The 22,849-nt window shown below is 72.8% G+C and carries 21 protein-coding genes and 2 pseudogenes; 8 read left to right on the forward strand and 15 right to left on the reverse strand.

All coding sequences use genetic code 11. The features are described 5' to 3' along the window. Nucleotides 1-53 precede the first annotated feature (53 nt). Nucleotides 54-1,430 (reverse strand): helix-turn-helix domain-containing protein, encoded by a 1,377-nt coding sequence (locus ACIBBH_RS30320; protein WP_399410050.1) that lies wholly within the window; start codon nt 1,428-1,430, stop codon nt 54-56. Next, nucleotides 1,427-2,209, reverse strand: coding sequence for a TnsA-like heteromeric transposase endonuclease subunit (locus tag ACIBBH_RS30325; RefSeq protein ID WP_399410052.1), 783 nt, complete (start codon nt 2,207-2,209; stop codon nt 1,427-1,429). Before ACIBBH_RS30325 ends, ACIBBH_RS30320 begins: the two co-directional genes overlap by 4 nt. A 136-nt stretch (nt 2,210-2,345) precedes the next feature. Here ACIBBH_RS30325 and ACIBBH_RS30330 point away from each other — a divergent pair, with 136 nt between their 5' ends. Then, a complete protein-coding gene (locus ACIBBH_RS30330) occupies nt 2,346-3,278 on the forward strand; it encodes a methylenetetrahydrofolate reductase (RefSeq protein WP_399410053.1) in 933 nt (310 codons plus the stop codon). Here ACIBBH_RS30330 and ACIBBH_RS30335 read toward each other — a convergent pair. Together ACIBBH_RS30335 and tap are read right to left on the reverse strand one after the other, a co-directional pair. Then, nucleotides 3,251-3,376: pseudogene (locus tag ACIBBH_RS30335) on the reverse strand (dienelactone hydrolase family protein); the annotation flags it as partial. The gene ACIBBH_RS30330 and the pseudogene ACIBBH_RS30335 sit on opposite strands and share 28 nt — an antisense overlap. 252 nt (nt 3,377-3,628) lie before the next feature. Beyond that, nucleotides 3,629-5,836, reverse strand: a complete 2,208-nt coding sequence (gene tap / locus ACIBBH_RS30340) for a telomere-associated protein Tap (protein ID WP_399410055.1) — start codon at nt 5,834-5,836, stop codon at nt 3,629-3,631. 175 nt (nt 5,837-6,011) lie between these two features. Here tap and tgmA point away from each other — a divergent pair, with 175 nt between their 5' ends. Both tgmA and tgmB read left to right on the forward strand, forming a co-directional pair. Beyond that, nucleotides 6,012-6,203, forward strand: a complete 192-nt coding sequence (gene tgmA, locus ACIBBH_RS30345; protein WP_399410057.1) for a putative ATP-grasp-modified RiPP — start codon at nt 6,012-6,014, stop codon at nt 6,201-6,203. 15 nt (nt 6,204-6,218) lie between these two features. Beyond that, nucleotides 6,219-7,202, forward strand: a complete 984-nt coding sequence (gene tgmB / locus ACIBBH_RS30350; protein ID WP_399410059.1) for an ATP-grasp ribosomal peptide maturase — start codon at nt 6,219-6,221, stop codon at nt 7,200-7,202. Nucleotides 7,203-7,253: 51 nt separating this feature from the next. On the opposite strand, the gene ACIBBH_RS30355 is transcribed toward tgmB, so the two are convergent. Together ACIBBH_RS30355 and ACIBBH_RS30360 are read right to left on the reverse strand one after the other, a co-directional pair. Beyond that, a complete protein-coding gene (locus ACIBBH_RS30355) occupies nt 7,254-7,475 on the reverse strand; it encodes a hypothetical protein (protein WP_399410061.1) in 222 nt (73 codons plus the stop codon). Between the two features lie 157 nt (nt 7,476-7,632). Then, nucleotides 7,633-7,902, reverse strand: a complete 270-nt coding sequence (locus ACIBBH_RS30360; protein ID WP_399410063.1) for a DUF5133 domain-containing protein — start codon at nt 7,900-7,902, stop codon at nt 7,633-7,635. A gap of 154 nt (nt 7,903-8,056) precedes the next feature. Here ACIBBH_RS30360 and ACIBBH_RS30365 point away from each other — a divergent pair, with 154 nt between their 5' ends. Together ACIBBH_RS30365 and ACIBBH_RS30370 are read left to right on the forward strand one after the other, a co-directional pair. Next, nucleotides 8,057-8,947, forward strand: coding sequence for an oxygenase MpaB family protein (locus tag ACIBBH_RS30365; protein ID WP_399410130.1), 891 nt, complete (start codon nt 8,057-8,059; stop codon nt 8,945-8,947). A gap of 263 nt (nt 8,948-9,210) precedes the next feature. Continuing rightward, entirely contained in the window at nt 9,211-10,086 is an 876-nt protein-coding gene (locus ACIBBH_RS30370) for a Gfo/Idh/MocA family protein (protein ID WP_399410065.1), read from the forward strand. 20 nt (nt 10,087-10,106) lie between these two features. On the opposite strand, the gene ACIBBH_RS30375 is transcribed toward ACIBBH_RS30370, so the two are convergent. Then, complete coding sequence (locus ACIBBH_RS30375; protein ID WP_399410067.1) at nt 10,107-10,391, reverse strand: GlsB/YeaQ/YmgE family stress response membrane protein; 285 nt, start codon at nt 10,389-10,391, stop codon at nt 10,107-10,109. 91 nt (nt 10,392-10,482) lie between these two features. Beyond that, nucleotides 10,483-11,376 (reverse strand): GNAT family N-acetyltransferase, encoded by an 894-nt coding sequence (locus tag ACIBBH_RS30380; RefSeq protein WP_399410069.1) that lies wholly within the window; start codon nt 11,374-11,376, stop codon nt 10,483-10,485. 477 nt (nt 11,377-11,853) lie between these two features. Between ACIBBH_RS30380 and ACIBBH_RS30385 the strand changes: the two genes are divergently transcribed. Next, the gene (locus ACIBBH_RS30385; RefSeq protein ID WP_399410071.1) at nt 11,854-12,321 is read left to right on the forward strand and encodes a hypothetical protein; all 468 of its coding nucleotides are present in this window, start codon (nt 11,854-11,856) and stop codon (nt 12,319-12,321) included. Nucleotides 12,322-12,686: 365 nt separating this feature from the next. Here the strand turns inward: ACIBBH_RS30385 and hypE are convergent, their stop codons facing one another. From hypE to hypA, 6 genes are read right to left on the reverse strand one after another with little or no spacing between them, the layout of a single operon-like run. Next, nucleotides 12,687-13,745, reverse strand: coding sequence for a hydrogenase expression/formation protein HypE (hypE, locus tag ACIBBH_RS30390; RefSeq protein WP_399410132.1), 1,059 nt, complete (start codon nt 13,743-13,745; stop codon nt 12,687-12,689). Nucleotide 13,746: 1 nt separating this feature from the next. Then, a complete protein-coding gene (gene hypD, locus ACIBBH_RS30395; RefSeq protein ID WP_399410073.1) occupies nt 13,747-14,871 on the reverse strand; it encodes a hydrogenase formation protein HypD in 1,125 nt (374 codons plus the stop codon). Then, entirely contained in the window at nt 14,868-15,149 is a 282-nt protein-coding gene (locus tag ACIBBH_RS30400; RefSeq protein WP_399410074.1) for a HypC/HybG/HupF family hydrogenase formation chaperone, read from the reverse strand. The genes hypD and ACIBBH_RS30400 overlap by 4 nt, the downstream gene beginning before the upstream one ends. 21 nt (nt 15,150-15,170) lie before the next feature. After that, nucleotides 15,171-17,561 (reverse strand): carbamoyltransferase HypF, encoded by a 2,391-nt coding sequence (gene hypF / locus ACIBBH_RS30405; protein WP_399410076.1) that lies wholly within the window; start codon nt 17,559-17,561, stop codon nt 15,171-15,173. Further along, nucleotides 17,558-18,295, reverse strand: coding sequence for a hydrogenase nickel incorporation protein HypB (gene hypB, locus ACIBBH_RS30410; protein ID WP_399410078.1), 738 nt, complete (start codon nt 18,293-18,295; stop codon nt 17,558-17,560). Before hypB ends, hypF begins: the two co-directional genes overlap by 4 nt. Nucleotides 18,296-18,298: 3 nt before the next feature. Continuing rightward, nucleotides 18,299-18,694 carry a hydrogenase maturation nickel metallochaperone HypA gene (gene hypA / locus ACIBBH_RS30415; protein WP_399410080.1) on the reverse strand — a complete coding sequence of 132 codons (396 nt, stop codon included), beginning with the start codon at nt 18,692-18,694 and terminating at the stop codon, nt 18,299-18,301. Nucleotides 18,695-18,921: 227 nt separating this feature from the next. Here hypA and ACIBBH_RS30420 point away from each other — a divergent pair. Further along, nucleotides 18,922-20,186: pseudogene (locus tag ACIBBH_RS30420) on the forward strand (cytochrome P450). 121 nt (nt 20,187-20,307) lie between these two features. Here ACIBBH_RS30420 and ACIBBH_RS30425 read toward each other — a convergent pair. Continuing rightward, complete coding sequence (locus ACIBBH_RS30425) at nt 20,308-21,849, reverse strand: helix-turn-helix domain-containing protein (RefSeq protein ID WP_399410082.1); 1,542 nt, start codon at nt 21,847-21,849, stop codon at nt 20,308-20,310. A 333-nt stretch (nt 21,850-22,182) separates the two neighbouring features. On the opposite strand from ACIBBH_RS30425, the gene ACIBBH_RS30430 reads away from it, so the two are divergent. Continuing rightward, nucleotides 22,183-22,803 (forward strand): L-threonylcarbamoyladenylate synthase, encoded by a 621-nt coding sequence (locus ACIBBH_RS30430; RefSeq protein ID WP_399410084.1) that lies wholly within the window; start codon nt 22,183-22,185, stop codon nt 22,801-22,803. Nucleotides 22,804-22,849: the final 46 nt, after the last annotated feature.

The raw sequence follows: 22,849 nt of genomic DNA on the forward strand, positions 1-22,849 counted from the left end.
TCGGCGGTGGGAAATGCCGAGGTGGCCTGTTCAGGACAGACCATCCATCCCCGTTATAACGGGGTATTGCTGGTTTGAGTCTCGGGGGCCGATCGGTTCTTCCCCGGGTGGCGGCCGGGCAGGTCGTGCCGCCGGCCCAGGTAACTGATCATTCCGAGCGAGAAGCCGGTCTGCTCTGCGAGTTCGCGGCAGGTGCGTCCAGCGGCGCGTTGGTCGCGGAGCCAGTCGAGATCGATCTGGCGCCAGCGGGTCGCTTTGCCCTCGCGCTTCATGCCGTATTCGCGGACCAGGACCTTGATGGCGTCGACGTTCACGCCGGCGTGCTCCGCGATCCACTTGAGCGAGCGGTATTCGTCGAGGTAGAAGCGTACGAATTTGTCCCTGGGGAGAGCTGCCCGAGCCCGGCGAACAGTCGCTCCTCTCTCCCACTTCGCGCTCTTCACCTCTGCGGGAGGGGCTGGCTGCTCCTGCAGGACGAAGTCGACGGCCTTCATCGACACCGGGGTGATCCTGATCCCGCAGATGCAGCGCGTGTACCAGTCCATCGCGACGGTCAGCTCCGCCTGCAGCCACTGCAGCGTGACCGGGTCCAGGGCGAAGACGTCCAGTCGGTTGGTGTCCATCAGGAGGTACTCGCCCGGCCGGGTCGGCCGCAGCTTCCCGTAGACCCCGCCGGGCCGGGAGGCGATGTCCCGGTTCCGCTTCGTGCTCAGCCGGAACGTCGGATGACGCCGCTCCAGATCCTCCAGGAGGCGGTAGGCCGTCGCCCGGCTGGGCAGGTCCTCCTCCTCGAATCCCCTGGCCAGCAGCCGGGCCCGGGTCCTCTCGATGACCATCTTGCGCGACGGCTTCGACTGGCCCGTGTGCTCGACCATCACCTCCAGCGCCACCTCCGACCACACCTCCGCGTTCCGGTGCCCCGAACGCGGCCCACTGCTGGCCGGCACCAGCCCCGCCTCGCCATCCCGGCGGAAGGCCGCGACCCACCGCTTGACCGTGCGAGCCGCCACCTCGAGCTCGGCCGCCTTCGCCGCATACCGGCTCTCCATCGGCTCGCCCGCCGCGTAGGCAGCACGAGGCTCCCCCGCGGTCGGCAGTTCCTCGCTGCCGCTGCGGAACCCTGTGAGCACCTCCCTGACATGCGCGGCCCGCTCCAGCACCCGCTCCCGTTCGCCGACGTCCAGCCGGTCCAGCACCACCGCCGCTATCTCCTGTGGATCGTCGGAGGCCGGCCCCGGCCCGTCCGGGATGATGCGAGCGCGGTCGGACAGCAGCAGTTCCTTAACGGCCAGCCGCAGCAGCCGGCCCCGGCCGTCCTTGAGGACCACCTCGCCGCCCGCCTGCGTGCCGACGAATTCCACCACCTCGACGACCTCGCCGTCGTAGGAGAAGCGGCCCCCCACTCCCACCCGCACGGCGGCCCGGCTCACGACGCCGTCCTCAGCACGCTGCAGGCGCTCAGTCGAACGCTCAGGTCGGTCAGCCACTGCTGCTTCCAGAGCAGGTGCAGGACCCCGGCTCGGACCAGCAGAGCCGGACGACCGGGCAGGCAGTCGAACGCCTCTCCCAGCGTGTCCCCGTCCCCGACCTGGTCGCGTACGTCGTCGAGGATGACCGGGTCGAACAGCCGCTCAGGCGGTGACTCCCCCTCCACCGCCTGATCGTGTATCTCCTCGGTCAGGTCAGGCTCGAACAGCCAGTCGCGGCGGTAGCCCGCGAGGAACCGGACGTTGGCCGACTCGGCGTCCGGCGGTTCGCTCCACACCTCGTAGCGCCAGCCGCGGGACTCGACCGCCTCGCGGGTCCAGGCGAAGGTGAACGCGTGCTCCGGCTTGGCCGCCCGGTGCCGTGGCTTGACGTCAACGACCAACGGGCCTGCTGTGGTTGCCATCAGGTAGTCCGGAATGTGCCGGCGCAGCACGCCATCCACTTCGGCCCGCAGCAAGAAGGGCTGGGCCACGATCGCTGTCACATCCCGGTCGAAGTCCGCGTAGAGCAGCCGTGCCAGCTCCAGCCGCGACTCGTAGATGACGTGATCCGACTGCGTACTCGACCAGTACGAACCCGAGTAGTGCTTCTGCCCCATGTACCAGCGGAACGTCCGCCACGGCTCAGCCGCGTACAGCATCTCCAACGGCACCGACTCCCAAGAGAGGCCCTCGGACGCCTCATCCTCGGCAAGCCGAACACACACCTCTACATCCACCATCCGCCCCCAGCGCCTATGCAACTGACCTTGATCGCAGGACAGTTACACGGGCACTGGAGTACGAACAGCCACACTCACTTTCGATCACCCGAAAGGCTGATCACTCCCCCCGTGAGTGGGCTGACATAATGCACGAATGGCTTCCCCCGAGACCGTGACGGCCGCCGAGCTCATGGACCGCACCCGTGACGGCGTCCTGCTCTTCGGCCTGACCCCGCCACGGCAGACCACCTCCCCCGAGCAGGCCGACGCCATCGCCGCCGCGGCCCTGACCCGGCTCCGGTCGGTGCAGGTCGACGGGCTCATCCTCTACGACGTGGACGCCGAGGCCGACCGGATCGAGGCCCCGCGACCGTTCCCGTTCATGCCGATGATGGACCCGGCCCACTTCCTGGACGGCCACCTCGCCGACTGGGCCGGCCCGGTGATCGTCTACCGCGCCGTGGGCAAGTACACCGGCGACCAGCTGGACCGCTGGTGGTCGCAGGCCGACCGCGACCGGGTGCTGACCGTCCTGGTCGGCGCGGCCTCCCGGCACCAGGTGGTCCGGACGAGCCTTCCCGAGGCCTACCGCCGGCATGTCAGGCTCTCCCTCCCGCCGCGGATGGGCGGCGTGGTCATCGCCGAACGGCACGCCGCCTCGGGGACGGAGCACGCACGCATGCTGCACAAGCAGGACGCCGGCTGCGAGTTCTTCGTCTCCCAGGTCTGCTACGACCTGGACCACACCCGCAACCTGCTCTCCGACTACACCCACGGCTGCCGCGACCAGGGCCTGGACCCGAAGCCGGTGGTGCTGACGCTGGCCCCGTGCGGGTCGGTGAAGACCCTGGAGTTCATGACCTGGCTCGGCATCGAGGTCCCGCGATGGCTCCAGGCCGAGATCACCCGTGGCGACCCCCTCGCCGCGTCGTACGAGCAGTGCCTCCTCAACGCCCGGGCCCTGATCGCGTACTGCCGCCGCCTCGGCCTGCCTTTCGGGATCAACGTCGAGAGCCTCACAAACCGCAAACTGGAGATCGACGCCTCCATCGACCTCGTCCGGGAGATCCGCGACATGCTGGGCTGAATCATCGTCAGGTCGGCAAGCACCCCCGGGTGCTGCTCGCCACGGTCGGGGAAGGCGGCGAACGCATCGGCCTGGCCGTCCGCGGTGGGGATCTGCAATGACCCGGTGTTCTTCTGAGCGCCGTACGGGCCAGTGCGGCGCCCGCTCCTGGACCGAAGCGGACGCCAGCATGCAAGTCCACACTGCGGTTGGCGAGGATGATCTCGGCCAACACGCACTCTGAACCCGGTCGCCGCGCTGCCTGGGCATCTCAGCGTCGCGTCATATGTGCTATTCAGAGGTCATCACTCGCGAGAACGTGACGCGGATTCTGAGTACCTACACGCGCACTGGCCGGCTGAGGGGGCGGTCTACTCCCCCTCGTCCGGGGCGCTGATCCGGCCGGACTTGATGAAGCGGGCCAGGTTGAGGTGCTGGCCGTGCTCCTCGCGCAGGCCCTCCGCCCACAGCACGCTCTGGGTGCCCTCGTGCTTGACCATGCCCGGGCTCACCCCGATGCGGAAGCCGCCGGGCAGGGGCTTGCCGTCCCGGTAGGGCAGGAAGTCGAGCGGGGTCGGGCCGTCGGAGGCGTACACCGCACAGTCGGAGAGGACGGCCACCGGGTACTGGCCGGTCGCGCGGGCCATCGTCAGCATCTTGCGGTGCATGTTGGTCCGGGCCTTGGAGATGACGGCGGCGCGGATGTCGGGGCGCCAGGTCGGCCGGTCCAGCGCGGGCCAGCGCTCGCCGGGCCGCCAGCCGCTGCGGGCACGCTCGCGCAGCTTGCCGATGCCGCCCTTGACCGTGGCCTTGATCGCGGCGAGCACCAGCGCCAGCTGCGGGTCGCGGTCCTTGTGGCCGTCCATCGCGGCCAGGAACTCCTCGGGCGTCATGCCGGTGGTGATGCCGAGGTCGGCCATGGTGGCGATGTAGGCGTCGCGCAGCCGGGTGTACCAGGCGTCCAGGTACGGGCCGTGCTCGGGACGGACGTACGCCTCCAAGGGGGCGACGTCGTAGCCGAGTTCGACCGCGTACGCCACGGTCGGCGTCGCGTACCAGGCCGGCCCCTCGGGCGGCTCGCCGTCCGGGGTGAACGGGCTCGGCAGGCGGGGGTCGAGGCGGACGTGGGACAGGTCGGCCAGCCAGGAGCCGGGCAGGGACGGGTCGAAGGCGGGATTGTGCCGGTGGACCGGTGCGCCGAGGCCGACCACGGTGCGGTTGGCGGCCGCCGCGAACGCCATGTTGACGTCGATGCCGACGAGGTACGGCTTCATGCACTCCTCGTCGGTCAGCGGCCGGGCCCAGTCGTAGGCCTCCTCGCGCAGCATCTCGGCCGGGGTGCGCTGGTGGAAGCGCGGGAGGTGGGCGAGGAGCGGGTGGCCGTCGGGGGCCTCGCACGGGGCGCAGTCGACGGCCTCGGTCAGGGCGCCCGGGTTCGGGGCGGACGCCCACTCGCCGTCGTCGTTCCTGACCGCGCGGGTCGGGGGGTGCAGGGCGGTCATCAGCTCCAGGCCGGTGACCGCGGTGGAGCCGCGCGGGGTCAGGACACGGGCGGCGTACGTGCCGAGGACACGGGCCAGGTCGGCCGGCGGCAGCGCGGCGGCCTCGCCCCAGTGCCGGCCGTCCAGGGCGTGCCAGGAGGGCACGCACAACTGGACGCAGGCGCGCCGGCCGCCCTGCGCGGGGCGGTAGATCCGGGCCCACGGGCCGAGACCGCGCCTGGTCAGCCGCCACTCGGCCTTCTTCAGCTGCCGGACCGCCTTGTGCGACTCCGGGAGACGACCGGCGAGACGTTCCTCGTCGGTGAGCCGGGCGGGCAGCCCGTACCGCTCACAGGCCGCCGCGGTCAGGACCACCAGCGGGTCGGCGTCCTTCCCCGACCGGTGCAAGCGCGCCTGCCCGAGCCGCGCCTCACCCAGCGCCCACTCCACCAGCGCCGGGAGCGACCGCGCGGGCACGTCCAGCACCAGCCCGCCGACGCAGTACGCCGTGACCTCACCGTCGGCGGCGTCGACCACGGCGAGGGGGCCGTGGGCGAAGCGGGGGTCGACGGGCTCGGTACGGGGGCGGGGGGTGGGCGTCTTCCGGGGGGTCGGGCGACGGGGGGCCGCGGGAGTGGACGGGCCCGCGGCCGGGGACGGGTGCACGGAGTTCGCGCCCGGACCCGAGGCGGGCGCCGGCACGGGGGTCGCGGGGGGACGTGAACCGGGCTCGTGCTGAGCGGGCGGCTCCGCGTCGGCCCGGGGGGCACAGGCGGCCTGAGCCTGGTGGCTCGCGGGCGGCTCCGTGGCGAAATCATGGGCGGACGGGGCGTCGGCGGGCGGGTAGCGCTCGGCGAGGCCGGCGAGGAGCCGGCGGTAGGCCTCCAGGCGCTCTCCCCTGGGCTCGGCGCGGCCCGCCTCCCAGGCCTGGATGCTGGGCACGCGTACGCCGAGGGCCTGGGCCACGGCGGCCTGGGTCAGCCCGGCCACCTCCCGCAGCCGCACCCGCTCCGCCGGCACGGGCAGCACGGCGCCACCGTCGACGGCGGCGAGCAGCGAGTCGACCGCCGAGAACAGCTCATCGGGCTGGTCCGTCATTTCCACATCCGTCTTTCTACCTGAAGCCCTGCCGGATGCTATCCCAGCCCTCACGTCACAACGTTTCGCAATTTTCCCTCGTTTTCCCAGCCCCCGGCGGTGATCACGGAGAGTAAGGAAACCAACCACTCGTTCGATTCGTATAAGGGGGTGGAAGCCGAAACAGGGAGAGACCATGCAACCGTTCACGCTCAACTACGCGCGCCCCGCTGTGCAGTTGGACGTCACCATTCCGTACGCGTACGACTCCGGACTGCAGTTGAACGTGCTCCCCGACGGGCGGATCGCCGCCACCGACCACGCGACGCTCATGGCGCTGGGGACCACGACCTCCACCGCCGGCTCCAAGACGCACTTCGACGACTGAACCGGGCACCGAACGATGACCGTGCTCATCCTGACCAGTGAAGAGGACGTGACCGCCGACATGGTGGTCCTCCGGCTCAACGAGTCGGGCGTCCCCGTGGTCCGGTTCGACCCCGCCGACCTGACCCGCTCCGTCGCCCTGTCCGGCGAGTACGTCCAGGGCGTCTGCCGGGGACACCTGTCCGTGGGGGGCCGGCTGGTCAGCATGAACGGCCTGCGCTCCGTCTGGGTTCGCAGGCCCGGCGCCGCGGCCGCCCGCGCCGCCCAGCCGTCCAACTGGCTGACGGAGGAGTCCTCCCAGGCCCTGTACGGCATGCTGCGCTCGACCGACGCCCGCTGGATGAACCATCCTGACGCCGCCCGCCGGGCCCGCCACAAGCCGTGGCAGCTCCGGCTCGCCCAGCGCAGCGGACTCGCCGTGCCGGCCACCCTGATCACCACGTTCCCGCAAGCCGCCCGCGAGTTCGCCGAACGCTTCCCGGATCTGGTGGTCAAGCCGGTCTCCGGCGCGCACCCGCAGGAACCACCCCGCGCGGTGCCGACCAGCCGGGTCGCGCCGGACACCGACTTCGCGGCCGTCGCCTTGGGTCCGACGCTGTTGCAGCGCCGGGTCGCCAAGCGGGCGGACATCCGCCTCACCGTCGTCGGCGAGCGGCTGCTGGGCGCCCGCAAGCCGGTCGCCCCGGACGCGCATCCCGACGACGTGGACGTCCGCTTCGCCCCCTCGGCCGCCCCCTGGGCGCCCGTGGACGTGCCCCCGCGGGTCGCGGAGGCGGTCCACAGGTACCTGAGGGGGGCCGAACTGGCCTACGGGGCCTTCGACTTCGCCGAGGACGCCGACGGGATCTGGTGGTTCCTGGAGTGCAACCAGTCGGGTCAGTTCGGCTTCGTCGAGATGGACACCGGCCAGCCGATCGCCCGCAGCATCGCCGAGTGGCTGGCGTGCGGCACGGGGGAGCCGTGTTCGCCGGCCGACGCAGCGAGGAGATCCGCTCTCTGACCCCCCGTACCGGACGCGGCGCCGCGGCAGAACCGTCCGCGGCGTCCGGACTCAGGGCGATCCTGCCCCCGGCAGCTGCGGAACCCGCTGCCAGGCCGGGGCCGGGGCCGTCGGCGGCGGCAGGGCGGCGCCGGGCGCGTGTCCGTGCGACCGCAACGGCAGCATGACGACCTCCAGCTCCCTGCGCAGGCGGTCGGCCTCTCTGCGTACCCCCGCGGGTACGTCGCCGCGTTCCGCGACAAGCCGGTCGTAAATGGGAGAATCCTGGAACACCCGTCAACATGCCTTTCCGAAACGGCCCATGGACATGGGCACGGTTGACGAGTGTAAGGATCCGGGCAAGTCCACGTGGGGTTTCCCCGCCACGGCCTTTGTCACACAGCCTTTGTCACACGGCCGTTGTCACACGGTCTTCGTCGCACGGCCTTCATCAGACGGCCAGGGACAGCCCGCTTTCTCCTTCCGTTTCCGTTCCGGTCTCCTGCTCCGGCCCGGTCTGCGGCCCCTTGGCGAGCAGCAGGGTGTCCGCCCGGGCGATGGCCTCGCCGATGTCCGTGGTCGCCATCATCACGCACAGCGTGTAGCTCACGTCCTCGAGTTCCCGTGTCACCGGCGGTGTGCTCCGCTCGGCCTGAGCGATCCGCAGTGTGGCGTAGCGGGTCAGCAGCTTCCTGACGACCTTCGGGTCCGGGACCAGCACGAGGTGCCCCTCTCTCGATTTTTGTGCACCGTATGCCCGCAGGGCCGTGGATCATGCCCGCCTCGCGCGCCACGCCGATGGAGATGACGCGATCGTGTCGCCCGGGCAAGCCGGGGCAGAAGTGTCATGGGAGGAGGGATCGGCGATGAGGCTCATGATCCCCACCGACGGCGCGGCCCTCCGGGACCGCCTGGGCAGCGGGCTCCTCGCCCGGGTCGCGGGACCGGACGGCCCGCGCACCCGGGCGCGCATCCACGGCACCCCCGGCCCGCGCTGGTTCGGTCCGGACCGCCCGATCCGCCGGGTGCACGGCGACGCCGCCATGTTCATCGGCGGGCTGTCGGCCCTGCTGCTGCAGTCCCTGCACCCGCTGGCGATGGCGGCCGTGGCCGCGCACTCGGGGTTCCGGGGCGACCCGTGGGGACGACTGCAGCGCACCAGCACCTTCCTGGCCGTGACCACGTACGGCACCGCCGACAGCGCCCAGGAGGCCTGCGACCGGGTGCGGAGCGTCCACGAACGGGTCCGCGGCAGGGCGCCCGACGGCCGCCCCTACCACGCCGCCGACCCGCACCTGCTGGCCTGGGTCCACGTCGCGGAGGTGGACAGCTTCCTGCGGGCCCACCAGCGCTACGGGGCCAGGCCCCTGGACGACGAGGGATGCGACGGCTACGTCGCGGACGCGGCGCGGGTGGCCACCGCGCTCGGCGTACCCGACCCGCCGCGCACCCGCGCCGAGCTGGCCGGCCGGCTGGCCGCCTACCGGCCGGAGCTGCGGGCGACGCCTCAGGCCCGCGGCGCGGCGCGTTTTCTGCTGCTGCGCCCGCCCATGCCTCTCGCCGCCCGTCTCCCGTACGGCGTGATCGCCGCCAACGCGGTCTCGCTCCTGCCCACTTGGGCCTCCCGGGCCCTGTGGCTGCCCCGCCTGCCAGTGGCCGAAGAAATCTGCGTCCAGCCACTGGGCACCGCCGTGACCTCCGCGATCCGCTGGGCGATGACGCCCGGACGGCAACGCGCCATGGCGGACGCCGCGGCGGCCGAGTAAACGAATGCAGGGGATGGCGAGGGCAAGAGCCGTCCTCGCCGCCGGGTCGCGGCCCACGCGGTCCACCGGGACAGTCATCGTGGTCATCGTCACGGTACTGCTGCCGGCGCCGGACGCCCTGCTGGTGGTCATGGACCGGGCCGGCGCCGCAGTGCCCGGAAGCCGGACATGGCCTGCCCGGCCGCGCCCGAGGTGTGAAACGCTCACCGGCGACCGGCCGCGGGCGCCGGTCGTCGGGTTCGGCATTCTGGAGAGGCGGCGCGATGCGCATCGGACTGCTCGGCACCGGCCCTTGGGCCCGCATGGTGCACGCCCCGGCCCTCAGCGGGCACGAGAAGGTGGAGTTCGCCGGCGTGTGGGGGCGGCGCCCGGACGCCACCGCGGAACTGGCGGACGCTCACGGCACACGGGCCTACGAGGACGTGGACATCCTGTTCGCGGACGTGGACGCCGTCGCCATCGCCCTTCCGCCGGACGTGCAGGCCCCGCTCGCCGAGCGCGCCGCCCGCGCGGGGTGCCACCTGCTGCTCGACAAGCCCCTCGCCGCGACGGTGGCGCAGGGCCGGGCGGTCGTCGACGCCGCACGGGAGACCGGAGTGGCCTCGGTCGTCTTCCTCACCACCCGCTTCCAGCCCGAGACCGAGACGTGGATAGCGGAGCAGGCCGACCGGGCGGGCTGGTTCACCGCGCGGGCGGACTGGCTCGGCGCGGTGTTCACGACGGACAGCCCGTTCGCGGCCTCACCGTGGCGCCGGGAGAAGGGCGGTCTGTGGGACGTCGGCCCGCACGCCCTGTCCGTGCTCCTGCCCGTCCTGGGCGACGTACGGCACGTGGCGGCCGCGGGGCACGGGCCCGGGGACACCAGCCACGTGATCCTCGAACACGTCGGCGGCGCCTCCAACACCCTGACCCTGAGCCTGACGGCTCCGCCCGAGGCCGCCGGAGCCACCGTCGAACTGCGGGGCGCGGCCGGGGTGACCGCGCTTCCGGCGAGTTCCGCCGGGGCCCTCGCCGCGTTCGGCCGGGCCGTGGACGCACTGCTCGGCGCCGCACGCACAGGGAAGCCCCACGCGTGCGACGCCGGTTTCGGTCTGCGTGTGACCGAGATCCTCGCCGCGGCCCACGCTCTTCTGCAGTAATCGTCCTGCTGCGGTGATCGTCACGCGTGCCGGTGCGTGTGCGAGTGCCGGTTGCCCGTGACGAGCCGGTACAGCACCAGCAGGATCAGCGAGCCGACGATCGCGGCGACCCACGTCGACAGGTCGAAGAACCCGTCGATGGAGTCCACCCCGAAGATCACCTTGCCCAGCCAGCCGCCGAGCAGGCCGCCGACGATACCGATCAGCATGGTGATGATGATGCCCCCGGGGTCCTTGCCCGGCAGCAGCAGCTTCGCGATGGCGCCGGCCAGCAGACCGATCAGGATCCAGGCGATGATGCCCACTTGTCCTCCACAATCCGTCGGAAATCCGTGCACCATACGGATGTGCCGAGATGGTGAGGACAAACCTGGGAATCGTGGAAAGCTGAATCGCCTACGTGGTCGCGTGGAAGTACACGCGTTCGCGTACGACGGGGTAGCCGGCCCTGGTGAAGTGCGCGGCCATGGGCAGGTTGCCCTGGTCCGTGTCCGCGGCGATGAACTCCGCGCCCCGTCCGGCGAGGAAGTGGGTGCACTCGGCGAGCAGGTCGGCGGCGTAGCCGTGGCCGCGCTGTTCCGGTACGACGCCGATGAACCCGACGCAGGGACCCGACGGATTGCGGGCGGGGATGTGGATGCCGACGAGGTCGCCCGCGCGGGTGCGCGCGACCTGCCACCACTCGCGCGGTGACGGGAACCAGTGGAAGACGTCCAGTTCCTGCTGGGCGGCACGGTCGACGCCCCCTTCCGCGACGGCCCGCAGCGCGTGGACGTCCAGCGTGACGGAGTGGATGCGGCGCAGGGCGTCGAAGAAGACCGCGTCGTCGGGTTCGGCGGCGAAGAGCAGGCGGCCGGGGCGCTCGGGCAGGCCGCGGTCGGGGGTCCAGCGGTACTGGAAGCGTTCCACCAGGAACTCGAAGCCGGCGGCGCCGGCTGCCCGGAGGCACGTCTCGCCGGCCGCCTTCAGAGCCGGTTCGTCGCGCCAGCGCGGGGGCAGGGTCAGTTCCAGCTCCTCGACCCGCCAGGGCGCGGTGAGCAGGAGTTCGGCGCCGGCTTCCTCCTCACCGTCGGCCACGTCGAACCAGTTGACGAGGACGGGCTCGGTGTCGTCGGGACCGCCCCACCAGGCCGCGCGGGCGACCACCGTGCCGTCGCGCAGGGCGACCCGCTTCCAGTCGGGCCGGTGCCGGGTACGCCGGTGGGCCGTACGAACCCCGAGCGGGTCGGGCAGTGCGTCGAAGAGAGCGGCGTCGTCCTCGGTGAGCGTGCGGATGACCAGGTCGGTCACGGAATCCTCCGGGATGCGGGGAGCGCCCCCGGTCGGTCAGACGAGCCACGCCCGGGGTACGGAAGGGGAGCGCTGGATGTGTGGGAACGGCACGGCACTCGCCTCCTTCCACCGGGTCTCAGGGCGTGACGCCTCACGTTAGGACCGGGCGCGGAAGGCGTCCAGCGATTAGTCACCGGGGCCCGGGTGAGCGGCCGGGCGCAGCGTGGGCATGTGGGCAGGCTGGGCGTCCGGTCCTCGCGCCGGTATGCGGAGCGCCCCGATGCGCCCCCCGCTCCCGTGCACTCCCTCGGGCCGGTCCCGGGGACGAGACGTGGCCTCGGTACGGTCACTGCGTCATCTCAAGTCACCCACAACACGCAGGTCACGCAAACGCCACAGCGCGCCACCCCTTCCGCCGCCTAGAAATATCCACCAGCATGCACCTGCCGTCTTGGTGTGCGGTCGTCCCGAGTCAGAGATCAGCCGGAGCAGCGCATGACGAACACGATGTGGATGCAGGGCGTGGAGTGGCTCGCCGCCGCCGCGCCGGACCCCCGGGCCTGCAAACGGGAGTGGGACCACGGCGAGGGCATCGCGCTGCTGGAGGCCGGCCGCTTCTGGGACGTGCTCAGCGTCCCCGACCGGCTGGGTCTGCTCACCCTCGACCTGCTGTGGCAGCCCGCGCTGCCGGTCCCCGGGCCGACGCTCGTGGACACCGCGGCCCACCGGGTCGGTTTCTTCCTGCCGCCCGACCCGTCCGGCCGGTGGATCGGCTCCGGGCTGCGGTACGCGAGCAAGGGCGCCTGGGTCGCCGTGCCGCCGCCGTACGGGCCCGCCCGTTTCCTGGAGTGGCTGATCCCACCCGACGGCACCGGCGCGCTGCACTCCCCCGACACTCTCGAACGGGCGCTGCGCCAGGCCAACAGCACCCTGGCGGTCCTCGCGCCGGCGTGCGACGGGTGACCCGTCAGCGGCGCTCCGCCTCCGGCCGGGTCCGGGTCGTGCGCCTCACCGCCGAGGTCCGCGGCCGGTCGGGTTCGGCGGGGACGGCACTGCCTTCGGCACGCCATTCCGCGACGAGTTGGGCGTAGATCGGCTCACGCGTGCGCAACGCGCCGGCCGGTTCGGCAGGCCGTGGGGGCCCGGCTTCCGGGCTCCGTGTGCGCCGGAGCGCGAAGGGAGTTCGGTCCATGCCGGAGCAAACGCGCGCCGCGCTCCGGTGGTACGCGCGCACCCGGACGCTCACCGGGTCGGGTGAGCCCATCGCCCGATCGGCGCCACGTACCCGTCCGACAAGCATCCGAGATGCTCGCGTGCCGCGCCGGAGGTCAGCAGATCCTCGGCAGCTGCTCCCCGATCGGCATGTCGACCACCCGGGTGCCGCCCAGACCGGTGCGGGCCACCACCATCCCGGGGTGGTCGGCCACCGCCTCGCCGATGATCCTGGCCTCGGAGCCCATCGGGTGGGCCCGCATCGCCGCCAGGACGGCGTCGGCGTGCTCGCGGGGGACGAAGGCCACCAGCTTGCCCTCGTTGGCGACGTAGAAGGGGTCCAGCCCCAGTACCGCGCAGGCGTTGGCGACGGCCGGCGGGACCGGGACCTCGCGCTCGGTGATGACGACGCCCGTGCCGGAGGCGGCCGCGATCTCGTTCAGGGAGGCCGCCAGTCCCCCGCGGGTCGGGTCGCGCAGCACGTGCAGGTCCGGGGTGACGGCGAGCATGGCCCCGACCAGAGAGCCCAGCGGCGCGCAGTCGCTGACGATCTCCACCCCGAACTCCAGGTTCTCGCGCACACTCATGATGGCCACGCCGTGCACGCCGACCGCGCCGCTGACGATCACCACGTCCCCGGGCACGACCCGCTGCGGACGCAGGTCGACACCGTCCGGTACGAGACCGATACCGGCGGTGTTGACGTAGATCCCGTCGCCGTGGCCGGCCTCCACCACCTTGGTGTCGCCGGTGGCCACCTCGACGCCGGCCGCGCGCGCGGCCGTGCCGAGCGCCTCGGCCACGCGGGAGACGGTCTCCGTCTCCACGCCCTCCTCCAGGATGAAACCGCAGGAGAGGTAGGCGGCCCGGGCGCCGCTCATGGCGAGGTCGTTGACGGTGCCGTTGACGGCGAGGTCGCCGATGCTGCCGCCGGGGAAGAACAGCGGCCGGACGACGAAGGAGTCGGTGGAGAAGGCCAGCCGGGCACCGCCCAGGGACACCGTGGCGGCGTCGCCCAGCTGGGCCAGGACGGCACCGCCGAAGGCCGGGGCGAAGACGTGCTGGACCAGTTCGGCGGAGAGCGTGCCGCCCCCGCCGTGGCCCATGACGATCCGGGGCTGGTCGCGCAGCGGGGCCGGGCAGGTCCAGCCGGTCAGGTCCAGGGTGTCGGTGATGTCAGGCAACGGGGCTCGCCTCCCGGGCGGCGGGGGTGGTCTCCAGGCGCCGGTAGAGGTAGTACGCGGCGCAGGCACCCTCGCTGGAGACCATGGTGGCCCCGAGCGGGGTGCGCGGGGTGCAGCGGGTGCCGAACGCCTCGCACTCGTACGGCTTGATGAGGCCCTGCAGGACCTCGCCGCTGCGGCACTCCGCCGGTTCGCGGGTCTGGATGCCCTCGACGCGGAAGCGGAGCTCGGCGTCGTACTCCCGGTACTTGGCGGACAGCCGCCAGCCGCTGCCGGGGATCACGCCGATGCCCCGCCAGGCCCGGTCGGTGACTTCGAAGACGTCCTCCAGCATGGCCTTGGCGGCCGGGTTGCCCTGGGGCTGGACGGCCCGGGCGTAGGCGTTGTCGACGCGGTGCTCGCCGCGTTCCAGCTGGGCCACGGTACGGCGGACGCCTTCGAGGATGTCCAGGGGTTCGAAGCCGGTCACGACGATCGGGACGCGGTGGCGCCCGGCCAGCTCCGGATACTCGTCCACCCCCATGACGGTGCACACGTGCCCGGCGGCCAGGAAGCCCTGCACCCGGCAGTCCGGGGAGCGCATGATCGCCTCGATGGCGGGCGGGACGCGCACGTGCGAGACGAGCAGGCTGAAGTTCCGGATGCCCAGCTTGCGGGCCTGGTGGACGGTCATCGCGTTCGGCGGCGCGGTCGTCTCGAAGCCGATGCCGAAGAACACCACCTGGCGGTCCGGGTTCTGCTGGGCGATCCGCAGGGCGTCCAGCGGCGAGTACACCACCCGGACGTCCCCGCCCTCCCCGCGCACCTGGAACAGGTCGCGTCCGGTGCCGGGTACACGGAGCATGTCGCCGAAGGAGCAGAAGATCACCTCCGGGCGGGAGGCGATCTCCAGGGCCTTGTCGATGACCTCCAGTGGGGTCACGCACACCGGACAGCCCGGACCGTGGATCAACTCCACCTTTTCCGGGAGGAGTTGGTCGATGCCGTGGCGGATGATGGAGTGCGTCTGCCCGCCGCAGACCTCCATCAGCGCCCAGGGCCTGGTGACCGTGGCGTGGATCTCGTCCAGGAGCCGGCGGGCCAGCTGCGGGTCCTGGAACTCGTCGATGTACTTCACTTGTGCGCCTCCTCGCCCGCGGCCGCTTCCCAGGGGTCCGCGAACTCCTCCTGGAGCATGCCGAGTTCGGAGAAGAGTTCGAGTGTCTGCCGCGCCGACTCCTCGTCGAGGCGCTGCAGAGCGAATCCGACGTGCACGATGGCGTACTCACCGACCTGCAGGTCGGGCAGGTACTCAAGGCACACGTCCTTGACGACGCCGCCGAAGTCGACGGCGGCCATCCGGGTGCCGTCGCGTTCGTGGATGTCCAGCACTCTGCCGGGTACCGCCAGGCACATGGGCCTCTCCTCGCTGTGGGGTCAATCGGGAACGCCGGTGCGGGCGGCCACCACGAGCTGGCCGAGGGCCAGGCCGCCGTCGCCCGGCGGGACCAGGTGGTGGCGCAGCACCGTGAAGCCGTCGCCGTCCAGGGCCGCGGCACAGGCCGAGGAGAGCACGGAGTTGAGGAACACGCCCCCGGTGAGGGCGACCGTGTGCACTCCGTGCCGCTCCCGCGCGCGTACGCAGAGCAGGTGGACCAGGTCGGCCACGCCCCGGTGGAAACGGGCCGCGACCGCCGCCGGGTGCGTGCCCGCCCGCAGGTCGGCCACGATCGCGGTCAGCACAGGTGCCGCGTCGGCCCGTACCGGGCCGTCGGCGGCTTCCGGCGCGCGCAGGGCGAAGGCGTAGGCGGCGGTGTCCCGGGCGGGCGCGTCCAGTGCGGCGGCCTCCAGCTCGACCGCGGCCTGCGCTTCGTATCCGGCGCGGTGGCACACCCCGGCGAGGGACGACACGGCGTCGAAGAGCCGCCCCATGCTGGAGGTCGGCACGCAGTTGAGGTTTCGTTCCAACTGGCGTGCCAGTACGGGTAGTTCACCGCCAGGACAGGCGGTCACGCACGGCAGGTCGGCGGACCAGTCGATCCCGGCCGCGCGCAGGTGTGCCAGGGCCATGCGGTAGGGCCGGTGCACCGCCGCGTCGCCGCCGGGCAGGGGCACGTAGGCGAGGTGGGCGAAGCGGGTGAAGCCGTCGTAGTCCGCGAGCAGGAACTCCCCGCCCCACACCGCGCCGTCGTCGCCGTACCCGGTGCCGTCGAAGGCGACGCCGAGCACCGGGCGGGTGCCGTCCAGGCCGTTCTCGGCCATCGCGGCGGCGACGTGGGCGTGGTGGTGCTGGACGCGGACGACGGGCCTGCCCGCCGCGTGCCGCTCGGCCCATCCGGCGGAGCGGTAGCCGGGATGCCGGTCGGCCGCCAGCAGCGCCGGCCGGACGGGGGTGAGGGACTCCAGCTGGGTCACGGCGCGATCGAAGGCCCGTTGGGTGGCGAGGTCGTCCATGTCGCCGATGTGGGCCGACAGCCAGGCGCGGCGGCCCTCGCCGAGGCAGCAGGTGTTCTTCAGGTCGCCGCCGACGGCCAGCGCCGGGCGCACCGGGACCGGCAGATCCAGCGGCAGGGGCGCGTAACCGCGGGCCCGGCGCACGACGAGCGGTTTGCCGTCGCACACGCGGACCACGGAGTCGTCGCACGGCACGTGGATCGGCCGGTCGTGGGTGAGCCAGGCGTCGGCCAGGTGCGCCAGCCGCCGGAGCGCCTCCTCGTCGTCGGTGACGATCGGCTCGCCGGAGACGTTGCCGCTCGTCATGACCAGCAGGCGCGGGCCTTCCGGGTCGCCCGGCAGACCGAGCAGGAGATGGTGTACGGGGGTGTACGGCAGCATGATGCCGAGGTCGGGGCTGCCCGGGGCGACGGCCGGGGCCGGGCGGGGGTGCGCGGGGGTGCAGGAGGCGTCCGTGCGGCGGCGCAGCAGCACGATCGGGCGGACGGCACCGGTCAGCAGGGCCCGCTCCTCGGGGGTGAACCGGACCAGGTGCCCGATGTCGTCGACGCTCCTGGCCATGAGGGCGAACGGCTTGTCCCCGCGTTCCTTGCGGCTGCGCAGCAGGGCGACGGCGTCGGGGTGGGCGGCGTCGCAGGCCAGGTGGTAGCCGCCGAGGCCCTTGACGGCGAGGATCGCGCCGTCGGCGAGCAGGGCGCGGGCGGCGGCGACGGGGTCGGCCGTGGTGACCGCCTCCGGGGTCCCGCCGGTGCCCGCTCCGGCGACGAGCAGGCGCAGGCGGGGGCCGCACGCCGGGCAGGCGACCGGCTGGGCGTGGAAGCGCCGGTCGGCGGGGTCGGCGTACTCGCGGGCGCAGTCGGGGCACATCGGGAAGCCGGCCATCGTGGTGTGCGCCCGGTCGTAGGGCAGGCCGGTGACGATCGTGAACCGCGGTCCGCAGTGGGTGCAGTTCACGAACGGGTGGCGGTGGCGGCGGTCGGCGGGGTCCGCCAGTTCGCGCAGGCACGCGGCGCACGTCGCCGTGTCCGGCGGGATGAGGGTTCCGGCGGGGCCGTCGGCACGGGAGGCGAGGATGGTGAACGCCGCGGAGCCGGTGGCGGGCACCTCCTGGTGGTCCACCGCGTCCACGCGGGCCAGGGGCGGCGCGTCCCGCGCGATCCGGGCGCAGAACCGGGCGACCGCCTCCGGCACGCCCTCGACCTCCGCGAGCACGCCCTCCGGTGTGTTGGTCACGTGTCCCGTCAGGTCCAGGGAGGTGGCGAGGGTGTGGACGTACGGCCGGAAGCCGACACCCTGCACCACGCCCCGCACGATGATCCGGCGGCGCAGGGCGGTGCGGGGGCCGGCCTCGGTGGGCGGGGGCAGGATGCTCACGAGCCGGACGGGACGGTGACGCCGGTGGGCGTGGGGTGTTCGTGCGGGCGGCGGGCCATGACGGGGCTGTGAAGCAGTTCGCCTTCCGCGGCGGCGAGCGCCCGGTCGAGCAGGGCGCCGAGCCCCTGCCCCCGGCGCGCCGAGGTCAGCAGGACCTCGACCCCGGGGTTGACCCGCTCGACGTGGGCACGGAACGCCTCCTCGTCGAAGCCGACGGCCTCGGCGATGTCGGTCTTGGTGACGACCACGAGGTGGGCGAGGCCGAAGGCGGTGGGGTACTTCAGCGGCTTGTCCTCGCCCTCCGTGACCGAGGCGAGGACGACCCGCAGGGTCTCCCCGAGATCGTAGGAGGCCGGGCAGACGAGATTGCCCACGTTCTCCACGAACAGCAGCCGGGTGGGGTCCGGGAGCCAGCCCTGGAGGTGGCGGGCGAGCATCGCGGCCTCCAGGTGGCACAGTCCGTCGGTGAGGATCTGCTTGACCGGGACGCCCGAACGCGCCAGCCGGGCCGCGTCGTTCTCGGTGGCGAGGTCGGCGGTGAGCGCCGCGACCGGCACGGACCGTTCGCGGGCCTGGGTCAGTTCGTGTTCGAGCAGGGCGGTCTTGCCGCTGCCCGGGCTGGACAGCAGGTTGACGACGGTGGTGCCCAGGGTGGCGAGTTCCTCGCGCAGGGTGCGCGCGGCCTCGTCGTTCCGGGCGAGGACGGCCTGTTGCAGGTCGACCACACGGCACATGGTTCAGCGCTCCTCGAGGATCGGTTCGCGGGTGGCCGCGGGCGTCGTGCCGCTCTCCCAGCGCACGTCGGCGATGCGCAGCTCACGCCCGGACAGCAGCTCGGCGGTCGCGCCGTCGCACCGCGGGCAGCTCAGCAGGGGAGGCATGCCGACGGCCCATTCGTGCGCGCACGGCCCGCAGCGGGCCCGGCCCGGCAGCGTGTCGACGACCAGGTCGGCGCCCTCCATGACGGTGCCGGCCGAGGCCACTTCGAAGGAGAACGACAGCGCGTCGGGGACGACACCGGCGAGTTCGCCCACCTCGAGCCGCACCGATCGCACCGCGGTGACGTCACCGGCCCGTTGCGCCGCCTCCTCCACCTCTTCGATCACCGCGAGCGCGATGGACATCTCGTGCATCTGTCTCCGTCCTGGCGCAGGCCGTCCGTGCGCGGACCGCGGAGTCCCATTAGAGGCGGGGTGTCAGCCGGCCCCGGTCCGGCGCGCCGTCACCGGCCGGCCAGGTACGCCGTTTGCCTCAGTACAGGAAGTCCGTACAGATACAGACAGACCAGGGATCGTTTCAAAGCCAACTCTCGCTCATCCGGGCAAGATCGGTCGACCGCGGTGTGTACTGCGATGAGCGGATGACCCGACCAGCCAGGAGAGTCGTCCTGACCGTCACCGACCGCACCGACCGCTTCGTCATCGACTTCTTCGGATCCGGCATCCCGGGCGAGAGCGCCCGGCTGCGCGCCCTCGGCCCGGTCGTGCCCGTCGAGTGCCCGGCGGCATACCCGCCTGGGCGCCCACCGGCTACGGCGTGCTCAAGGAGCTCATCCTCGATCCGCGGGTCAGCAAGGACCCGCGGCGGCACTGGCGGCTGTGGCCAGAGCTCGGCGAGCACCCCACGTGGGGCTGGGTGTGGGCTGGGTGGGCGTGGTCAACATGCTCTCCGCGTACGGCCCCGACCACACGCGGCTGCGCAAGCTGGTGACGCCGAGCTTCACACACCGCCGTACGGAGGCGATGCGCCCGCGCCTGGCGGCCATCGCCGCCGAGTTGCTCGACGCCCTGGAGGCCGCGGGGGCCGACGGCCGGGCGGTCGACCTGCGGGCGGGGCTCGTGCATCCGCTGCCCATACGGTTCATCTGCGAACTGTTCGGCGTGCCGGGGAGATGCGGGAGGACACCGCGCGGCTCGTCGCGGCCCTCATGGACACCTCCGGTCCGAGCCCGGAGCGCGCCGCGTCCGTGCGGCAGCAGATAGGTACGGTGCTGGGCGGCTGATCGCCCACAAGCGCGCCCACCCGGGCGACGACATGACCACCGAGCTGATCCGGGTCCGGGACGAGGACGGCGACCGGCTCGGTGACGAGGAACTGCTGTACACGCTGCTGCTGGTGATCGGCGCGGGCTTCGAGACCACGGTCAACCTCATCGGCAACGCGGTGGTGGCCCTGCTGCGGGACCCGGAGCAACTGGCGGCGGTGCGCTCCGGCGCGATCGGCTGGGACGGCGTGATCGACGAGACGCTGCGGGTGCACCCCTCGGTCGCCTCGCTGCCGCCGCCCTTCGCGGTCGAGGACCTGAAGGTCGGGGACGTCACGGTCCCGGCCGGGGACGCCATCGTCACGACGTACGCGGCCACCGGGCTGGACCCAGGCCACTACGGATCGAACGCCGGCGCGTTCGACGCGGGGCGCGGGGCGGGCGACCATCTGTCGTGCGGCATCGGGGCACACCGCCGCATCGGCGCGCCGCTGGCCCGGGCGGAGGCGCTGCCCGCGCTGCCCGCGCTGTTCGACCGCTTCCCCGGGCTTCGGCTGGCCGCCGGGGACGGCGAGTTGCGGCAGGTGCCGTCGTTCACCGCCTTCGGCTGGCAGCAGGTGCCGGTCATCCTGCGCGGCTGAGCGCCTGGTGGGGAGCGCGACCGGTCCCCCGTTCCGGTCGTGCCCCCCGGGAATGCCGAAGGTACGTGCGCGGCGGGGCCGTTGGGTATCGCGCCGATGCCCGCTGGGGCACGCGGAGGGCTCACCCGTGCACAGGTGCGTCCGAAGGGCCCTGATTCGCCCGGCCCAGGACGGGTGCGGCCAGGTCACCGAGGACGAGATGGGCGAGGACGACCTCGTAGAGATCGGCGCCGGCGGCGAGGAGCCGGCGTTCCAGGACGGGTTCGGCGCCGCGGACGTGCTCGCGCACGGTCTGCGCGTGCACACCGAGGGCCTGGGCCGCGCGTTCGGCGTTGCCGCCGGCGGCGATCCAGGCGCGCAGGGTGCCGCGCAGGTCCCGCCCGTCCTGCTCCAGGCGGCCGAGGAGGTCGTGCGCCCAGGTGCGCAGCGCGGCGCCGGCGAGCAGGTCGCCGACCCGCACGGGACGCGTGCCCGGCGCCACGCCGTCGGCGGGGGCCTGCGCGCGGACCGCCTGCGTGTTCAGCGCCAGGTGGGCGACGGCGCGGACGGTGAGGTCGGAGAAGTCGGTGCCGAGCAGCCCCTCGACACGGTCCATGCGGGCACGGACGGTGTTGCGGCTGACGCCGAGCACCCTGGCCGCGTTCACCGCCGTGAACTCCAGGCCCAGCCGGGTCGTGGCGAGCAGTTCGGCCCGGGTGTGGTGGGGCAGGGTGTCGAGGGCGCGCAGCACGTCGGCGGACCAGGCGTGCAGCGCCGCCGGGTCCATCAGCCGCTCGGGATGGGTGCGTTCGGCGTAGACCGCCGCATGGTCGGGGCGGAAGCGGGCGACGGCGAGGGCGCTGATCGCCTGCCCGTAGGAGCCGGCGGTCTGCTCCAGGCCCTGCCGGAGGCTGCCGCCGAGGTAGGCGCCCGGGCGTCCGCCGACGAGCGAGCGCAGCCGCTCTCCCGCCGTGTCCGCGGGGCTGACGACGATGACATGTCCGTCCATCGCCGGGCAGCGCACGACGAGTGCCTGACCGGAGGTCGCGTCCAGGCAGGCGTCGGCGAGCCGGTCCCGGTCCTCGGGGGAGCCCTCGACGACGTACACGCGGGCGCTGTCGGTGTCGAGCAGGCCCGGCCAGAGTCCGGCGGCGACCCGGCGGGCGGCGACGGTGTCCTCCACCATCAGCAGTTGCAGGATCGCCAGCCGCAGGTCGGCGGTCGCCCGCCGCAGCCTGCGCCCGGCGGCCGTCAAGGCGCGCTCCCTGAGCAGCAGTTCCACGACTCCGGCGGTGTGGCTGACGATTTCGGCGGCATCCCGGTCGAAGGGGGTGTACCGGGCCACGGCCAGTACGCCCGTCGACGCCGGGTGGGACTGGGGCTGCCCGGGGTGCCGTACCGCGACCAGGCGGACGTGGCGGACCGCGTCCTCAAACGCCGCGGCGGAGATCCGGCCGGCGAGGACGTCCGCGACGACCGTGTCGTCCAGCGTCATCGGCTCCCCGGCGAGCAGGGCTCCGTCGGGGCCCCGCAGACAGACCGTCGCGTCCACGGCGCGCGCGAGCCAGGCGACGAGCCGGCGAGGATCGCGGGCGCTGGGGCGCAGTTGGTCGAGGAGTTCTTCGGCCCAGGTGCCGCGGTACGGCATCGGTGTGCGCGGCCCCTCGTCCGCTCGGCCAGCCACCTCGGGCCTCTCCCCTCGCCTCTCACATCACGCGTCATGCGTTGCCCGCGGCATACGGAGGGGAAAGGTACCCCACGCGCGACCCGGGGCCCGCGGAATTTCCGTCGGCTCCGCGCTACCGGAGGGTACGGCTCCGCCGGCGGTCCCTGGGGGGTGGGCCGCCGGCGGAGACGCGTTGCCCGGGGCCGGGGGAAGTCCACCGGGCGCTTCGTTCCCCCGTGTGCCCCGCAACATTTCGACCACGCCCGAAAATCCCTGCCGTTTCTCCGCCGGTTTCGCCGGTGGGCGGGCGGCCGGCGCGCCCGGGGCCCGGCCACGGCATAAGCTCGTCGAATGGCGAAGTACTTCGACGTGCACCCCGACAACCCGCAGCCCCGCAGCATCGCCCAGGTCGCCGACGCCGTGCGCGCGGGGGCGCTCATCGCGTACCCGACGGACTCCTGCTACGCGCTGGGATGCCAGCTGGGCAGCCGTGACGGCATGGATCGGATCCGCTCGATCCGCCACCTCGACGACCGGCACCACTTCACGCTGATGTGCCGGGACTTCGCGCAGCTCGGCCAGTTCGTGCGCGTCGACAACGACGTGTTCCGCGCGGTCAAGGCGTCCACGCCCGGCAACTACACCTTCATCCTCCCGGCGACGAGGGAGGTGCCGCGCAAGCTGCTGCACCCGAAGAAGAAGACCGTCGGCGTGCGCATCCCCGACCACGTGGTCACCCAGGCACTGCTGGCCGAGCTCGGCGAGCCGCTGCTGTCCAGCACGCTGCTGCTGCCCGACGAGGACGAGCCGATGACCCAGGGCTGGGAGATCAAGGACCGGCTCGACCACGTGGTGGACGCGGTGGTCGACTCCGGCGACTGCGGCACCGAGCCGACCACGGTCGTCGACTTCTCCGGCGGGGAGGCGGAGATCATCCGGCGGGGAGCGGGTGACCCGACACGCTTCGAGTGACGCTCGGGGCGGGGCGGTCCGGCCCGGGAGTGGGGCGCGCGCGGTC

Origin of the sequence: Streptomyces sp. NPDC051636 (assembly GCF_044453765.1) — a bacterium.
Taxonomy (GTDB): domain Bacteria; phylum Actinomycetota; class Actinomycetes; order Streptomycetales; family Streptomycetaceae; genus Streptomyces.

What these genes read in the sequence shown, in the direction of transcription:
- ACIBBH_RS30325 (WP_399410052.1), bottom strand. Translation starts at nt 2,209, where the DNA reads ATGGTGGATGTAGAGGTGTGTGTTCGGCTTGCCGAGGATGAGGCGTCC.
- ACIBBH_RS30330 (WP_399410053.1), top strand. Translation starts at nt 2,346, where the DNA reads ATGGCTTCCCCCGAGACCGTGACGGCCGCCGAGCTCATGGACCGCACC.
- tap (WP_399410055.1), bottom strand. Translation starts at nt 5,836, where the DNA reads ATGACGGACCAGCCCGATGAGCTGTTCTCGGCGGTCGACTCGCTGCTC.
- tgmA (WP_399410057.1), top strand. Translation starts at nt 6,012, where the DNA reads ATGCAACCGTTCACGCTCAACTACGCGCGCCCCGCTGTGCAGTTGGAC.
- tgmB (WP_399410059.1), top strand. Translation starts at nt 6,219, where the DNA reads ATGACCGTGCTCATCCTGACCAGTGAAGAGGACGTGACCGCCGACATG.
- ACIBBH_RS30365 (WP_399410130.1), top strand. Translation starts at nt 8,057, where the DNA reads ATGATCCCCACCGACGGCGCGGCCCTCCGGGACCGCCTGGGCAGCGGG.
- ACIBBH_RS30370 (WP_399410065.1), top strand. Translation starts at nt 9,211, where the DNA reads ATGCGCATCGGACTGCTCGGCACCGGCCCTTGGGCCCGCATGGTGCAC.
- ACIBBH_RS30385 (WP_399410071.1), top strand. Translation starts at nt 11,854, where the DNA reads ATGACGAACACGATGTGGATGCAGGGCGTGGAGTGGCTCGCCGCCGCC.
- ACIBBH_RS30400 (WP_399410074.1), bottom strand. Translation starts at nt 15,149, where the DNA reads ATGTGCCTGGCGGTACCCGGCAGAGTGCTGGACATCCACGAACGCGAC.
- hypB (WP_399410078.1), bottom strand. Translation starts at nt 18,295, where the DNA reads ATGTGCCGTGTGGTCGACCTGCAACAGGCCGTCCTCGCCCGGAACGAC.
- hypA (WP_399410080.1), bottom strand. Translation starts at nt 18,694, where the DNA reads ATGCACGAGATGTCCATCGCGCTCGCGGTGATCGAAGAGGTGGAGGAG.
- ACIBBH_RS30430 (WP_399410084.1), top strand. Translation starts at nt 22,183, where the DNA reads ATGGCGAAGTACTTCGACGTGCACCCCGACAACCCGCAGCCCCGCAGC.